The 16176-nt window shown below is 70.9% G+C and carries 10 protein-coding genes; 8 read left to right on the forward strand and 2 right to left on the reverse strand.

Annotation, left to right across the window (positions count from 1 at the left end):
- Positions 1 to 40: 40 nt before the first annotated feature.
- Positions 41 to 655, forward strand: coding sequence for a hypothetical protein (locus NQZ70_RS37050; RefSeq protein WP_129578442.1), 615 nt, complete (start codon positions 41 to 43; stop codon positions 653 to 655).
- Here NQZ70_RS37050 and NQZ70_RS37055 read toward each other — a convergent pair whose 3' ends face one another.
- The gene (locus NQZ70_RS37055) at positions 656 to 1333 is read right to left on the reverse strand and encodes a hypothetical protein (protein WP_129578443.1); all 678 of its coding nucleotides are present in this window, start codon (positions 1331 to 1333) and stop codon (positions 656 to 658) included.
- A gap of 248 nt (positions 1334 to 1581) precedes the next feature.
- On the opposite strand from NQZ70_RS37055, the gene NQZ70_RS37060 reads away from it, so the two are divergent.
- The 5 genes from NQZ70_RS37060 (at position 1582) to NQZ70_RS37080 (ending at position 10069) form a co-directional block, all read left to right on the forward strand.
- On the forward strand, positions 1582 to 5697 hold the full coding sequence (locus NQZ70_RS37060; RefSeq protein WP_165374356.1) for a chemotaxis protein CheB: 4116 nt from the start codon (positions 1582 to 1584) through the stop codon (positions 5695 to 5697).
- A gap of 319 nt (positions 5698 to 6016) precedes the next feature.
- Complete coding sequence (locus NQZ70_RS37065) at positions 6017 to 6481, forward strand: response regulator (protein WP_129578445.1); 465 nt, start codon at positions 6017 to 6019, stop codon at positions 6479 to 6481.
- Positions 6482 to 6701: 220 nt separating this feature from the next.
- On the forward strand, positions 6702 to 7946 hold the full coding sequence (locus NQZ70_RS37070) for an AgmX/PglI C-terminal domain-containing protein (protein WP_129578446.1): 1245 nt from the start codon (positions 6702 to 6704) through the stop codon (positions 7944 to 7946).
- 130 nt (positions 7947 to 8076) lie between these two features.
- On the forward strand, positions 8077 to 9219 hold the full coding sequence (locus NQZ70_RS37075) for a hypothetical protein (protein WP_129578447.1): 1143 nt from the start codon (positions 8077 to 8079) through the stop codon (positions 9217 to 9219).
- Positions 9220 to 9580: 361 nt separating this feature from the next.
- Positions 9581 to 10069, forward strand: a complete 489-nt coding sequence (locus NQZ70_RS37080; protein ID WP_165374357.1) for a hypothetical protein — start codon at positions 9581 to 9583, stop codon at positions 10067 to 10069.
- A 76-nt stretch (positions 10070 to 10145) separates the two neighbouring features.
- On the opposite strand, the gene gndA is transcribed toward NQZ70_RS37080, so the two are convergent.
- On the reverse strand, positions 10146 to 11678 hold the full coding sequence (gndA, locus tag NQZ70_RS37085) for an NADP-dependent phosphogluconate dehydrogenase (RefSeq protein ID WP_129578449.1): 1533 nt from the start codon (positions 11676 to 11678) through the stop codon (positions 10146 to 10148).
- 348 nt (positions 11679 to 12026) lie between these two features.
- On the opposite strand from gndA, the gene NQZ70_RS37090 reads away from it, so the two are divergent.
- Positions 12027 to 14099, forward strand: coding sequence for a hypothetical protein (locus NQZ70_RS37090; RefSeq protein WP_129578450.1), 2073 nt, complete (start codon positions 12027 to 12029; stop codon positions 14097 to 14099).
- Positions 14100 to 14453: 354 nt separating this feature from the next.
- The gene (locus NQZ70_RS37095) at positions 14454 to 16097 is read left to right on the forward strand and encodes a serine/threonine-protein kinase (protein ID WP_129578452.1); all 1644 of its coding nucleotides are present in this window, start codon (positions 14454 to 14456) and stop codon (positions 16095 to 16097) included.
- Positions 16098 to 16176 lie beyond the last annotated feature (79 nt).

The following is a 16176-nucleotide window of genomic DNA, read 5'->3' on the forward strand; positions in this document are numbered from 1 at the left end:
CGCCTGCGTCGAAAGCGGACGCTGCTATGCTCCTCTGCCCATGTCGGAGCTCATCCACCTTCTTCGCCAGAACGCCCCGGTCGCTCGCCTCGCGGAGTACCTCGATGGCCTGACGCACGACGAGCGCCTCCGCGCCCTCTCGACCACGACCCGCGCGGATCAGCGGTCGCTCTACGCCGCCGCGAGCCACTCCCCCCCGATCACGCTCGACTTCTTCGTCCCGGACGGCATCTCGCGACGTGTCGCGGTTCATCACCAGGGCAGGAACAGTCTTCCTCTCCCGTCGCCGTTCCGCTTCTTCGAGAAGCGTTTTGCCCGCCCCGAGGACGGCAGCGCCCGGCTCTTTGGTTACAACGAGGGTCTCACGCGCTCCTGGATCGGCCCTGGCTTCTTCGTCGCGGTCCCGACGGCCGGCAATCTGGCCTGGCAGGAGCGCGGCGCGGTGGTGATCGATTACTTCCAGGTCCCGGACGGCCCCGTGCCTGACGGCTGGCCCCAGGTCGTCCCCAACAGCAAAGGCCTCCAGGCCTTCGTATACAATGGAACGCGCGACTTCATGCGTCGGGTCTCCAAGGACGTATCCGTCGGCGCCGCCTTCAAGGGAGAGAAGGCGCTCGATCACTACTTCACGCTCTGTCGCACACCGTCGATCTAGCTAGTTCGGTCGCGTCCCCCCGCCCGAGAGCCGCGCGACCAGCCCCTTTCTCAGGAGCCCCACCTTGTTCCGCATCGCGGTCACCTGCTGCCGCATTCCGTCCGCCTGCTCCGCGAGGTCCACGATCCCCGCCGCCGTCGCCGCCTGAGCCAGCTCGCGCGCCTCGTCGGCGAGGCGCCCCATGCGCCCCTCGACCTCGTCCATGGTCGCCACCACCTCCGCGATCTGCTCGGGGCTCGTCGCCTCGCGCTGGCGCGCCGCCGCCTCCTGGACCAGCTGGTTGATGTTCCGCCCCTCCTCGCCGAGCGCCGCGAAGCGCTGAAACAGCTCCCCGAGCTGCTCCGCACACCGCTTGATCTCTTCCCCCCGCGCGGCCAGCGCCGTCGCCGTCGCCTCGTGGCGATCCCGCGCCGCGGCGATCGCCGCGATCAGCGACCCGAGCGCCACGCTCACGCGCTGCTGCGCCTCCGCGGCCTCGGTCATCGACTTCGCCGCGCGCTCGATCCCCTTGCGTGTGTCCAAGGACAGCCGCCGCGCCGACTCTGCGAGCTCCTCGAAGCGGATGAGCTCGCGCTCGAGCGCGCGCGCCGCCTCGGCGAGCTCGCCCCCGCCCTTGTTGTGCTCGTCATTCCCGCCCCCGCCGCGGCCGTTCTTCTCGCGCTTGTTCACGTTGTCCACTCTCGACCGCCCCTTGCGTCCGTCCGCGAGAGGCCCCCTGCATCCTGCACGATCCCCGGCCCGCGCGGCACCCCCTGCGCTCGCCCGGCGCGCGCTCCCCGCGCAGCGGCGCTGCCGAGCGAGGCGCGTCGCGGGCGCGCGACCGCCCGCGGCCCCCTGCGCCGGCCCGGGCAGCGTGGTATCGGATGGCTCCCTACGCCCGCATCCGGTACCCTCACGATCCAGCGCCCTCGCGATCTGTTGTCTCCATGAGAACGAAGAACAGCAGCCGCGCCAGGCGGCCATCCAGCAGGAACAAGAAGCCAGCGACTGCGCAGGTCGCACCCAAGCTGGAGGGTCGTACGCCCGGCCCCGTCGCCCAGAGCGCCGGGGCCGGGCCCGCCCACGAGCAGCTCGCCCAGGCTGGCCCCACCTACGTCGTCGGGATCGGCTCCTCCGCGGGGGGCCTCGAGGCGCTCCGGATCCTGATTGGCGGCCTGAAGGCCGCCGATCGGATGAGCCTGGTCATCGTGCAGCACCTCGCGCCGCAACATCGGAGTCGGCTCGTCGAGATCATCAGCCACTCCACCACCCTGAGCGTCAAAGAGGTCTCCGAGGGCGAGGTCCTCTGCGCGAACACGGTCTATGTGACCCCGCCCAACGCAGACGTGGTGGTCGACGGCCAAGTCCTCCTCCTGCGGCAGCCCGAGACAAAGGTCGGTCCGAAGCCCTCGGTCGACCTGTTCTTCAAGTCGATCGCCGAGCACTACGGCGAGAACGCCATCGGCGTCGTCCTCTCGGGCACCGGGTCGGACGGCGCGCAGGGCGTCCGCGCCATCAAGGCCGCCGGCGGGGTCACCATCTGCCAGACCCCCGAGTCGGCCAAGTACGACGGGATGCCGCGCGCCGCGAAGCAGACCGGCGCCGTCGACCTCGAGCTCGGCCTGGAGGAGATGGCCAATCGGCTCAGCAAGTTCAACGAGCTCGCCGGCCGCTCCGACCAGCCGGACGCCTCGCTCCGGCAGCTCAGCCTGAGCCAGCAGGACCCGTATCACAGCATCCTCACCTTCCTGGAGAAGGCGAGCCGGGTCAACTTCGCCCAGTACAAGCAGACCACCGTCCGCCGGCGGATCGAGCGGCGCGTCATCGCCACGCGCTGCGAGTCGCTCGAGGCCTACGCCGACTACCTCCGCGCGCGCCCCGAGGAGGGCAGGCTCCTCTTCCAGGACGTCCTGATCTCGGTGACGTCGTTCTTCCGCGACGAGGCCTCGTTCAAGGCCCTCGCGGCCTCCATCGCAGAGCGGATCGACAAGAAGCGCACCGGCGACAGCTTCCGCGCCTGGGTCGTCGGCTGCGCCACGGGCGAAGAGGCGTACTCGATCGCCATCCTCGTGTTCGAGGCGCTCGCGAAGGCGAACAAGCAGCTCAACGTCCAGATCTTCGCGACGGACATCGACGAGCAGGCGATGTCCGTCGCGCGCAAGGGGCTCTATCAGAAGGCCTCGGTCGCCGACATCCCCTCCAAGCTGCGCTCCAGGTACTTCGACGAGCAGGACCAGTGGTTCAGGATCAAGGACTACGTCCGCGACGCCATCGTCTTCGCGCGCCACGACGTCGCCCAGGATCCGCCGTTTCTCAAGCTGGATCTCGTCTCGTGCCGCAACGTCCTCATCTACTTCAACCCCCACCTGCAGGAGCACACGCTCAAGACGTTCCATTTCGCGATGGACGACCAGGGCGCCCTGTTCCTCGGCAAGTCCGAGTCGGCGACGACCGTGAGCGACCTGTTCGAGCTCACGGACAAGAACGCGAAGATCTTCGCCCGGTCCGGCAAGAAGGGCGACCTCCCGCGGTCGTACTCTCGGCAGGAGTTCAACCGCGAGAGCGCGCTCATCACGAAGGATCGCCAGTCCACCACGGCGATGGACCTCTTCACCGCCATGGTGAACGGCTTCGCGCCGGACTCGGTCCTGGTCGACGACGACCACCGGGTGCGGCACGTCTTCGGGAGCGCCAACCGGTACCTGAACTTCCCGAAGGGCGAGCCCACCGTCTCGATCCAGAAGCTGCTCCCGTCCGACGTGGCGATCGAGCTCTCCGCGCTGCTCCACCGGGCCGAGCGGTCGGGCCACGCCGCGAAGGGCGACCACCGGCACACGTTCGTCGTCGACCGCGAAGAGAAGAAGCTCCAGCTCACCGTCGTGCCGCTCCCGTCCGACGGCGGGACCGAGTTCATCGTCTGCTTCAGCCAAGCGCACGACCCGCCCCGCCCCGCGAGGGCGACCGCGAGCGGCTCCCGCCTCGCGCCGGAGGAGCAGATCCGGCGGCTCGAGCAGGAGCTCGCGGCGGCGCGGGAGCGCCTCCAGACCATCATCGAGGAGCACGACACCGCGAGCGAGGAGCTCCAGGCCCTCAACGAGGAGCTCCAGTCCTCCAACGAGGAGCTCCAGTCCACCAACGAGGAGCTGGAGACAACGAACGAGGAGCTCCAGTCGGCGAACGAGGAGCTGACGACGCTGAACCAGGAGATCAACGTCAAGTCGTCCGAGCTCATGACGCTCAACCAGCGGCTCGTCGCGATCCAGAACGCGATCGCCTATCCGCTCCTCGTCGTCGACAAGAACCTCCGCCTCACCGACTACAACCCCGCGTCTCGCCACCTGTTCCGCATCTCGGAGGTGGACCGCGGCCAGCACCTCCGCGCCGCCCTCGCGCACCTGAGCGTCGAGGCCGTCCTCGATCTCGTCGTCGAGAGCCTGCGCGAGCGGCGGCCCATGAGGCTCCAGATCGAGGTCCTCGACCGGCACTTCGAGGCGCGCATCCAGCTCATCGCGGGGTCGAAGGGCGAGGTGGACGGGGCCGTCGTGAGCTTCGTCGACAACACCGAGCTCGTGCACGCGCTCACGCAGAGCCGGGTCAGCAAGGAGCGGCTCTCCGCCATCCTCGACAACACGCCGGCGCTCGTGACCATGAAGGACTCGATCGGCGCCTACGTCTACGTCAACCAGCGCTTCTGCGACGTCCTCGGGCGCTCCGAGAAGGACGTGCTGGGGAAGACGGACGAGGAGCTGTTCGGCCCGAAGGCCGGCAGCGCGCTGCGGGAGCGCGATTTCGAGGTGCTGAAGAGCCGGTCGCCCATGTGGCTGGAGGAGAGCCTGCATGTGGGCGGCAAGCTCCGCTACTGGCTCTCATCGAAGTTCCCCCTGCTCGACGACCGGCGCACCGCCCAGTCTGTCTGCGCCATCGCGCTCGACATCACGGAGCGGGTGCTCCAGGAGCAGCACCTCAAGGTCTTCAAGAAGGTCGTCTCCGCGTCGAACGCCGGCCTCGCGATCCTCGAGTCGGACCAGGGGCGCTACCGGGTGACCTTCGCCTCGAACGAGTTCGCCGACAAGGTCGGCACGGGCGAGCCCGAGGTCCACGGCCTCGCGCTCGACGAGCTGCTCGGCCTCGTCCTCCGCGGCACGGAGTCGCCGCGCATCGCCGATGTCTCGGAGGCGGCCCGCCAGAAGCCGCTCGCGTCGTTCACCATCAACCTGGCGGAGCGGACGGGCGGCGAGCTCTGGATCGAGCTCAGGACGGCCACGGTCAGCTTCGGCGGCGAGGAGCCGAGCTATCTCATCCTCCTCATCTTCGACATCACACAGCGGGTCCAGGCGCAGCGGCTCATCCTCTCCCAGCAGGAGGAGCTCTCGAGGTTCAGCAAGCTCGCGTCGCTCGGCGAGGTCGCGGCCGGGATCTCCCACGAGATCAACACGCCGCTCAACGTGATCACCACGAAGACCGATCTCCTGAAGCGGCTCGCGGAGCGGGGGCAGCTGGAGAAGGAGCGCCTCGCCCGCGTCGCGACCGAGATCGACGGCATGGTCGAGAACATCACCAACGTGATCTCCGGCCTCCGGTCCATCACCCGGATGGAGTCCGAGAAGCTCCGCCCTCACAACGTCCAGGAGCTCATCCGGGAAGCCGTCCGCGTCAGCGGCTTCCGGCTCCAGCAGGCGAGCGTCCAGCTGAGCTTCGATCTGCCGCGGGAGGAGCTCGTCATCGACTGCTACCCCGTCCAGATCGTCCAGATCCTCATCAACCTGATCAACAACGCCGTCGAAGCCATCTCGGCGCTCCGGGAGCGATGGATCCGGATCGAGGCGCGCCCGTCGGACGGCAGGGTCCACGTTCGCGTGATCGACAGCGGCAAGGGGATCGATCCCGCGCTCGCGGAGAAGATCATGACCCCGTTTTTCACGACGAAGAAGGAGGAGCACGGCACCGGCCTCGGCCTCAGCCTCTCGCGGAACATCGCGCACCACCACAGAGGCGACCTGCGGCTCGTGACGGAGCACAAGAATACGTGCTTCGAGCTGGAGCTGCCCCAGCGGCAGGTGTGAGCCCGCCCGCCGGCCAGACGCTCACCTGGGGTCGCCGCGGGCTCGCGCCGCTGCCGGACGCCGCGCTGGCCTCGTCCCCACGGCCGGCCGAATCGGCTTGAACCCGCGGCGATCTCGCCTGGACTACGTGTTCTCATGTAAGGCAGTACCTTACTCTCGGCCTCGCCCAGGGTGCCGAGGCCGCGCCGGAGCCGCCCAGCGCTTCGAGCGGGACACGACGCGGGATTTTGGAATCCTCGACGTCTGCCACACGAGCTGCTAGTCCGTCGTGAATGCCCGGCGTGAACATCGACACGCAGGTCGGATTGGTGGTGGGAGCATGCTCCTGAACATCATCATCGTCGAGGACAGCGAGGAGCTGTGTGAAGGATGGCAGGACATCCTCTCGCTCGACGGCCATCGCGTGCACTGCTTCCTCAACGGCAGGAATGCCCTCGAGAACCGGGCGCTCATCATGCAGGCCGACGTCCTGGTCACTGATTATTACTTGCCGGACATCAATGGATTGACGCTGGTCTCCAACGTGCGGAAGATCCGCGACGACCTCCCGATCATCCTCCTCACCGGCACGCGCGATCTGGCGATCCGAGAGAGCCTCCGTCAGGTGGAGAACGCGATGTTCCTGAGCAAGCCGATCAGGATAGAGCAGCTGGAGCGCAGCATCCGAGAGCTCATCGCCGCCTCGTCGAAGGCCCCGGCCGTCGATGCCGACAAGGCCGCCTCGTCCAAGGCCCCCGCCGTCGATGCCGACAAGGTGGACCGGACGCCCTCCTCGCCGTACTGAGCCGCGCGCTCCGGACGCGGGCGGCCTCGCGGGCGGGCGGCCTCGCGGGCGGGCGGCCTCGCGAGCGGGCGGCGCTCGCGAGGGTGAGCGCGTGAGGGCCCTCTGCCCCGCCTGTCGCACCTTCCGGAAGGACGCCGCCGTTTCGCGTGCGGCGGTTGCTAGGACCGGTGTACTGTATCAAAACGGCGGACCGTACGTCGGACGGACCTCGGAGGAACCGATGCGAAGCGCGTTGCTCGTCCTCGTCGGAGCTCATGCCCTGCTGGGCTGCGGGGTGGCGTCGCAGAGAGAGCCAGCAACCGACGCCGATCCCGCGCACCTCCGGAGCGCTGCCCCGATCGCGGTCCCGGAGGGCTCGATCCGAGAGGCGCGCGCCGCCCTGCCCCCGCCCGAAGAGGCCCCCCGGCCGTCGCCTGCGGAGGCCTTCCTACCTTCGCCTGAGAAATCCCCGCTGCCGTCGCCCGAGGAGGCCCTCCTGCCGTCGCCCGAGGAGGCCCTCCTGCCGTCGCCGGTAGAGAAGGAGCGCGCTGCGCTGCGCTCGCCCGGGAGCCGGCTCGCCCGCGACGCCGCGCCCGAGCCCGCGAAGGAGCGCGCCCCCGTCCCCTCGCCCTCGAAGGAGCGCGCCGCGGACAAGGCGCGCGCCCCTGCGGCCTCGCCCTCGAAGGAGCGCGCCGCGCGCTCGATCGAGGCCGATTGCAAGGCGCTCGGCCCCGAGGTGCAGAAGGCCTCGCGGATGATCGAGGTCCTCCGGGAGTCCGACCTGAGCACGCCCCCCGAGGTGCTGCTGCGGATCGCGGATCGGCTCGACCTGTGGGCCGGCGCCGCCGCGGTCCGCGCCGCCGATCCGGAGCTCGCCCGCGAGGCCAGGGACATCCAGGAGAGCTTCGCCCGCACGAGCACCGCGGTCCGCAAGCTGCGGGCGTCGCTCATCCTCAACGACCGCACCCCGAAGAAGGCGGGCGCCGCGCGCGCCGGGCTGGAGCGGGAGCTCGACAAGGGCGCGAAGGTCGTGCGGGGCATCGCCGGCCGTTGCAAGAGCAACCCCTATGAGCCGATCAAGGGCAAAGCCCACATCCCGCCGCACGTCGTGCGGCGCGTCGTCCAGGAGAACTTCGGCGCCATGCGCGCCTGCTATGAAAAGGGCGTTCGCGCGAATCCAAAGCTCGAAGGGCGGATACCCGTGCACCTCGTCGTCGACGGCCAGGGCAAGGTGACGTACGCGGGCGACGCCGACCACCCGCCCGCCGACGCGCCCCTCCTCATCGCGCTCCCCTCGCCCGGCGCGGCGGCGCCGTCCTCGCCCGCCCCGCCGCTCCGCGACCCCAAGGTCGTCGGCTGCGTGCTCGACGTCTTCCGCGGCCTCCGATTCCCCTCCGCCACGGATCGCAAGAGCGTCGCCACGGTGGTCTATCCGGTCGTCTTCGGTGTGGACGATAACCGCTCTTCGGCCACGTCCTCCAGGTGACGCAGAGCGCAATCGCGGGCGGCGGCGCGCTGGACATCTGCCGTCCGAGCGGGGCCGGCGCCAAGCACGCTCGCGGCCGGACGTGCAAAGTTATTTCCTTCTCAGGAGCCAGAGGGTAAGCATTTCCCTGATGAAGCTCTCGCTCACCGAGCTCCAGGACATTCGCCGCACCCTCGCGGCCCGCATCGTCTTCGGCCTCTCCACGCCCGGCACCGAGATCGCCGCGCTCCCCGCCTACCTCGCGCCGCCGCCGGAGGGGATGACCGGCCGCGCCGTGGTGGTCGACGCCGGCGGCACGAACCTGCGCGCCGCGATCGTGGAGCTCCAGCCGGGCGGCGTGTCGCGCATCGTCGCCGGGCCCGCGCCGGCGAAGTTCCCGGGCGGGCCCGAGGTCGCGGGCGACGCCTTCTTCGATGTGCAGGCGGAGCTGGTCGAGCGCCTCGGCGCCGTGCAGGGCCTGCCGGTGGGCTACTGCTTCTCGTATCCGTCGGAGACGCTGCCGTCGCTCGACGCGCGGCTGCTCCGCTGGACCAAGGGCGTCCAGGTCGCGGGGGTCGAGGGCACGTGCGTGGGCGAGCGGCTCGGCCGGGCGCTCGCCGCGCGGAAGCTCCGGCCCGGCCCGGTCCGGGTGCTGAACGACACGGTGGCGAGCCTGCTCGGCGGCGCGTTCGCGCACGGCGGGGCCTCGCCCGCGGCGTTCATCGGCCTCATCGTGGGGACGGGGACCAACATGGCCACGTTCCTCCCCGCCGGTCGGATCCCGAAGCTCAAGACGGGGCACTTCGTCGCGCCGATGGCCGTCAACCTCGAGAACGGCAACTTCAACCCTCCGCACCTCCAGCCCTTCGACGCGGAGGTCGACGCGAGCTCGGAGAACCCTGGGGCGCAGCGCTTCGAGAAGGCGGTGTCCGGGGCCTACCTGCCGCGGCTCTTCGCGCGGCTGTGCCCGGACCACGCCCCCCTGACCAGCTCTGCGGACCTGGTGCGGCTCCGCGACGAGGGCACGGGGGACGCGCGGCGGGTCGCCGGCGACCTGCTGCAGCGCTCGGCCGACCTCGTGGCGGCGGCGCTCGCGGCGGTCGCCGACGTGCTCGAGAGCCCCCCGGGGGTCGGCGTCCTGGCGGAGGGCAGCCTCTTCTGGGGCGATCCGCGCTACGCGCCGCGGGTGCAGGAGACGCTGCGCGGCCTCCTCGGCGCGCGCGTCGAGCCGCGGATCGCCCGGCTCGAGCACGTCAACCTGATCGGGTCGGCCTGCGCCGCGCTGTTCGCCTGATCGGCCGCGCGCGTCGCCCCCGCTCGGCGTGTCCCGGCCGGCGAAGGGCGCGCCGGGGCAGGCCGTGCCAGGGCTGAGCGGCGGCCGCGGAAGCCGCCGTTCTCCAGTGTTTCCAGGAAGTTTCCGCAAGGGATCGCGGTGGCGTCCGGCGCGGCAGCGCGACGTTGCCACGGGCGGCCTGAAGCGGCAGAATCGCACATTTCTGGCCGTATTCGCCGTTTAGGACCACCATGGCGCAGCGTTGACCCCGAGGAAGGAGCTCGGCCGGTGATGTGTGGAACAGCAGCATGCTTCGGCGTTGCCGGGCCGGATGGGCGGGCGGGGCGCCTCCGGTCGTCGCGGGCGGGCCCCGGTAGCCGGAATGGCTATTGTCATTAGAGAGATGCTCCCGTCGAACCGCAGATTTGCGTTCCGAAGGCAGCCGCACCTGCTCGACGACAGCGGGAGCGTCGGCGTGTGGATCACGCAGCCGGCGGGCATGGTCGTGCAGCTCCTGCGGGAGACGGCGGCGACGGGCGAGCTGGCGCGGTTCATCTCGGTCGACGCGTACCAGAAGCTCGTGGGCGTGATGCGCCCGGGGGAGCGGGCGTACTTCATCTACGACATGGCGCTCATGGTGCGCTACGAGACCGAGGCGCGCGTGATCCTGACGCAGTGGGGGCTCAGCGTGCGCGACCGGATCGAGCACATCGTGGTCCGCCCGCCGCCCGAGATGAACAAGCTGGGGCGCATGGGGATCCAGACGATCGCGGCGGCGATGAGCCTGGCGGGGGTGCAGCTCGACATCATGGACGACCTCGAGCCGTTCCTGCGCGAGCGGAACCTGCGGCCGCGGATCAGCCTCACCTGAGGCGAGGCCTCGCCGGGCCGGCGGCCTGGCCGGCCCCGCTCAGGCCTGCGCCATCAGGATGCGGTCGCGGGGGCGGTCAGTGGCCGCCGCCGGTCCCCTTGATCTCGAGCTGAGGACGGGAGGGGTGGGGCCAGTCGAGGTGGAAGAACTTGCCGCGCGGCTGATCCGTGCGCTCGTAGGTGTGGGCGCCGAAGTAGTCGCGCTGCGCCTGCAGGAGGTTCGCGGGCAGGTGGGCCGCGCGGTAGCCGTCGTAATACGACAGGGCCGACATGAACGCCGGCGCCCAGACGCCGTTCTGCGCGGCGATCGAGACCACCTTGCGCCAGTTGGCCTGACCCAGCTTGATCTGATCGTTGAAGTACGGGTCGAGCAGGAGATTCGTCAGGCCAGGATTGCGCGTGTACGCCTCCGTGATCTTCTGGAGGAACCGCGCGCGAATGATGCATCCGCCGCGCCAGATGCTCGCGATCGTGCCGAAATCGAGCTTCCACTTGTACTCCGCCTGGGCGGCGGCCATGAGCTGGAAACCCTGAGCGTAGGCGCAGATCTTCGAGCAATACAGGGCGTCGCGGATCGCCGTGATCGTCCCCTGCCGATCCTTGACCGGGACCGGCGTGGGCCCCGAGAGGTGCTTCGAGGCCTCGACGCGCTCGTCCTTGAGCGCCGAGAGGCAACGGGCAAACACCGCCTCGGCGATGGCGTTCGCGGGGATGCCCATGTCGAGCGCATTGCCGCTCGTCCACTTGCCGGTGCCCTTCTGCCCCGCCGTGTCGAGGACGAAGTCGACGAACGGCTTGTCCTTCTGGACAGGGTCCTTCTGCTGGAGGATGTCCGCGGTGATCTGGATGAGGTACGAGTCGAGATCGCCGCTGTTCCACTCGGCGAACACCCGCGACATCTCGTCCTTCGACAGCCCGAGCAGCCCGTCGAGGAGCGTGTACGCCTCGCAGATGAGCTGCATGTCGATGTACTCGATGCCGTTGTGGACCATCTTCACGTAATGGCCCGCGCCGTTCGGCCCGATGTATGCGGTGCAGGGGACGCCGCCCTCCACCGGCTTGCCAGGGGCCGCGCCCTCGATCGGCTTGCCGGTCGCAGGGTCGACCTTGGCGGCGATCGCGCGCCAGATCGGCTCCAGGTGCTTCCAGGACTCGGGATCGCCGCCCGGCATCAGCGAGGGGCCGAAGCGCGCCCCCACCTCGCCGCCCGACACGCCCGAGCCGAAGAACTTGCACTGCTGCGCGTACTCCTGCTCCCGACGGATGGTGTCCGTCCAGAGCGAGTTGCCCAGATCGACGACGATATCGTCCGGCTCGACGCCCGCCTCGATGAGCTGCTTGACCACCATGTCCACCGGCGGACCGGCCTTGACCAGGATCACCGCCTTGCGCGGCTTCTTCAGGGCGCGGACGAAGTCCTTCAGCGTCTCGCAGTAGACCAGGCCGCCGGGGGTGCTCGGGTTCCTCGCGACGAAGTCCTTCGCGACCTGCACCGTGCGGTTGTACACGGCCACCTTGAACCCGTGGTCGGCCATGTTGAGCGCGACGTTCTCGCCCATGACGGCCAGCCCGATCATGCCGATGTCGCAGCTGGATGTGGCATCATTCATCCCGGTTCTTCTCCTTCACGCGTTGCTCATGCTCCGTCAGCGACCGCTGTCTCGCGCTGTCTTGCGCGGATCGAACGGCTCAGCAAGGCCTCGGCCCGCGCGCCGTCAATCTCGTTGGGTCGGCTGGCAGCCACGGCCGCGCATTCTGAGCAGGCCGGCGGCGCGGCGTCCAGTGCGCTCGTGAACGGACGCCGCGCCTGCACGCCAGCCACGCCAGCCACGCCGGCGACGCGCGGAGGCGGCGCGCGCCTCGCCCCGCGCGGCCGGCGTGGAGGCGCCTCGCGCGCGCGCCTCGCCCCGCGCGGCCGGCGTGGAGGCGCGCTCGCGCGCCGTGGTAGGCTCGCGCCGGTGCGACCGGGCCCGGCGCTCGTAGGCCTCCTCCTCGCCGCAGCCGCGGCCTCGGCGTGCGTCCCCGCCACGTACAACGTCCGCGCGGCGCGCGCCTTCGCCAACGAGGACGCCCGCCGCGCGATCGTCGACGACCGCGCGGCCGATCTGGAGCGCGCGGTCTGGCTGGCGGACGAGGTCCTCGCGAACACCCCCTACTCCCCGGGCGACGCGTGGGTCGCGGCGCTCCGGCTCGACGACGACGAGGGCGAGCGGCTCCGCGAGCGCTTCGAGGAAGCCGCGCCGTACGACGGGGAGCACGAGGTCCCGCTCGCCAAGCTCTACCGCGTGAAGCTCGACGAGGCGCTCGCCCGCGCGGCGGCGCCTCGGCCGGCGCCGCCCGCGTTCGCGCGGCTCTTCGACGCGCTGGCGGCGCTCGCGGCGCTCGTTCCTACGGCGCCCCCGCCCGCGGCGCCCCCGCCCGCCTCCAGCGCCGCGGGCCGCCTGCCGGCCGCGTGGCAGGCGCTCGCGGAGCACGCGCGGGCGCTCGCCGCCGAGGAGCGGAGCGTCGAGCGGCTGTCGGCCGGAAGGCCCCTCGGCGCGCCCGACACGCCCGAGATCGCCGCCGCCAAGGGGAGGGTCGCCGCGCGGCGGCGGGCGCTCGCCGGAGCGCAACGGGACATCGCGGCCGCGGCCGCCGAGCTCCGCGCGGCGAGCGCGGGGCAGGAGCCCGCCGCGACCATCGCGCGCGACGCCCTCCGCGTCACGTCGTTCCTCCTGCGGATGCACACCGAGGCGCTCGCCGTGGCGCCGTACGTCGTGAAGCAGGCCCGGCGCGTCGCGCGCGGCGAGCCGGGCTACGGGGCCACGGCGGCGCGCGCGGAGGCGCTCTCCAGGGTCCTCGAGGAGCAGCGCGAGGCGCTCTCCGCCTGCGCCGAGGCGCTCGCCGTGCCGGCGCGGACGCCGCTCGAGGACACGGCGGGCTTCGAGATGCAGGAGAGCCTGCTCGAGCAGGGCAGGGCGATCAGCCTCGACGCCGTCCACCTCCAGCTGAAGAGCGACGTCGAGCTCCTCTTCTTCCACCAGCTCGCGAGCCCGAGCTCCTCGGGCGGTATCAACGATTACCGGGGCAGGACGCGGCGGCTCGCCTACGACGTCGATCCCGTGTTCATGGTCGGCGGCCGCGCGCTGCTCACGTACGACTTCGAGCACGTGCGCAACGCCGCGCGCCTCAACGCCGGGTTCAAGACGGACCGGCTGTTCTCGTCGGGGGGCGACATCGCGTACGACAGCTCGCTCGGGAAGCTGATCGGCCTGAACGGCTTCGCGAGCGACGTCTTCGACATCGGCGCCGACCTCGTCGGCATCAGCACGAGCCTCAAGATCGCGCGGTTCACCTCGGGGAACGTCACCGAGCTCGCCGTCGATCCGGCGACCGGGCGCGACGCCGGCGCCGTGGCGAGCGCGCCGTTCCAGCTCCTGGTCCGCCAGATCGACGTCGGCTTCGACGTGACGAAGCTCTTCCCGGAGGCCGCGGACGATCTCTACCTCGAGGAGCTGCTCGTCGGCTTCCGGTACATGGATTACAAGCTCCCGCGCATCTTCTATGCCCTCCGCGAGCGGGAGCCGGGCACCGGCGATGTTTACGTCTTCGAGCGGCAGAGCCCTGCTCAGAGCGTGACATCGCGCTTCTACCAGGGCGGCTTCAGCCTGCGGATGGGCAACGGCGAGTGGCCGCGGCTCGCGCCGTTCGGCGACCTCGGCCTCTACGGCGGCGCCGGACCGGTGCGCTACGCCTTCCCGGCGGATCTCGCGGTCCCGGGCGGCCCGCGCGAGGTCGACGAGGCGACGATGATCGCGCTCTCCGGCAACCTGTCCGTGGGGCTCCGGCTCCGGCTGACGTCGTACCTCAGCCGGCTCCGCCTGTTGACCGAGCTGTCCTACAACGTCGAGGCGGTCGGCCAGGGCATCGTGTCCAGCATCCACGCGACGAGGCGCGGAGACGAGACGACCTACACGGTCGGCCGCAAGATCGACATCGGCGGCTTCGACCTGTTCCACGGGCCCCGCCTGCTCGCGGTGCTCGTGCTCTGAGGCGGGTCGCCGCCGCCGGAGGCGCTGCCCTGCCCGGGCGAAGCGGCGCCGGCGCCCGGCGGGACATCGGCGGCGTGAGCCGCGTCGATTCGATAGCAGGAGACGTCGCTCCAGACTTCGAATTCTTCCACGGCATCGTAACTGAGCTGGTGGGCGTGGAGCTCGGCCATGCCGAGATCGAGCTGGGCAAGCGGCGCAACACGGCGGCAGCACGACGGCGACACGGCGAAGAGAGCGCACGGATCGCGCCAGCGCCGCCTACACCGGCCGAGCGCTGTAGGCGGACATGCGACGATCATTCCTGGATGCAGCCGTCCGACCTCATGGTGTAAGCTCGATCGACGCGGTGGACCCATGTCGCTGAACTTCATCGAGGGGAGGCTGTTTGCAGGGAGGTACCGCGTCGTGCGCTGCATCGCGACCGGAGCGATGGGCGCGGTCTACGAGGTCGTGCACATCGAGACGGAGCGCCGTCGGGCGCTCAAGGTGATGCACCCGCACCTCGCCGAGAACCCCGAGTTCCACGCCCGGTTCAAGCTCGAGGCGCGGGTCGCCGCCCGCATCGCCACCGAGCACATCGTCGAGGTGTTCGACGCCGGGATCGACCCGGAGACCGGGATGCCGTTCCTGGTCATGGAGCTGCTCCGCGGCGAGGAGCTCAGCAAGCGCATCCGCCGCCTCGGGCGCCTGTCGCCGGAAGAGGCCGTCGCCTACCTGCGCCAGACGGCGATCGCCCTCGACAAGACGCACGCCGCCGGGGTCGTCCACCGCGATCTAAAGCCGGCGAACCTGTTCCTGGCGGCGTTCGGCGACGACGACGAGTTCCGCATCAAGGTGCTCGATTTCGGCATTGCCAAGCTCGTCGCGGAGACCGCGCTCGACTCGGCGACGACCGCGGCCCTCGGGACGCCGCTCTACATGGCGCCTGAGCAGTTCAGCGGCGCGTCCATCTCGAAGGCCGCCGACCTCTTCGCGCTCGGCATGATCGCGTACACGCTCCTCGTCGGCAAGGCCTACTGGCTCAACGACATGCGGGAGTTCAGCAACACGCTCGCGTTCGCGGTGATCGCGATGTACGGCCCGCAGGAGCCCGCGTGCGCGCGCGCGACGGCCGACGGGGTGGAGCTGCCCCCGGCCTTCGACGCGTGGTTCGCGAAGGCGACGGCGCGCGACCCCGAGGCGCGCTTTCCGACCGCATCCGCCGCGGTCGAGGCGCTCGCCGAGGTCTTCGACATCGCGCCCGCGCCGGCGAAGTCGTCGCGCCTGTCCGTGTTGGACACGCCGCTCCCGCGTGCACACCAGGGGCCCGCTTCATCGGTGCCGGCGCCCGCCCAGTCCTCCAACACGGGCCTGGAGACGAGGGTCGCCGCCACGTCGCCGCGGAGCTGGTCCACGGTCGCGATCGCGGCCGTCGCCCTGATCGGCGGCGGCGCCATCGCCTTCGCCTCGCTGGGCGGGGGCGCGCGCTTTGCCCCGGGTGGCGCCGGCGCGGCCGACGCGCCGGCGGCCCTGGCGGCACCCGCCCCGCCGATCTCCACACCGCCCTTCCCATCGGCCGTGCCGGTGCCCGCTCTCCGCGAGGCCTCCGGGCCGCCCGCAGCGCCAAATCTCGCGGCGCCCGCGACGCCCGCGCCGCACGAGGACGGCGACGTGGCGCCCGTCGCCGCGGCAGCGTCCGCGAGCGCGAACGACGCGCTTCCGCCGCCTCGCGCGACGCCGCACCCTCGCGCCACGGCGCCTTCCAGCGCAGCGCCGTCGTCCAGCGCAGCGCCGCCTTCCAGCGCAGCGCCACCTTCCAGCGCAGCGCCGTCGTCCAGCGCAGCGCCGCCTTCCAGCGCAGCGCCGTCGTCCAGCGCAGCGCCGCCTTCCAGCGCAGCGCCGCCTTCCAGCGCAGCGCCGTCGTCCAGCGCAGCGCCGTCGTCCAGCGCGGCGCGCACGCCGGCGCCGCCGACGTCCTCCTCGGCCAAGCCCCGGGAATCGCTCTACTCGGCGGACTGACGCAGCACCCGCGCCGACGCGGCGACGGCGGAGGGCCGTTTTCTTGCCTGCGGCGATACCAGGAATGGTATCTCATGCA

Source organism: Sorangium sp. So ce836 (assembly GCF_028553905.1).
Lineage (GTDB): Bacteria > Myxococcota_A > Polyangia > Polyangiales > Polyangiaceae > Sorangium > Sorangium cellulosum_D.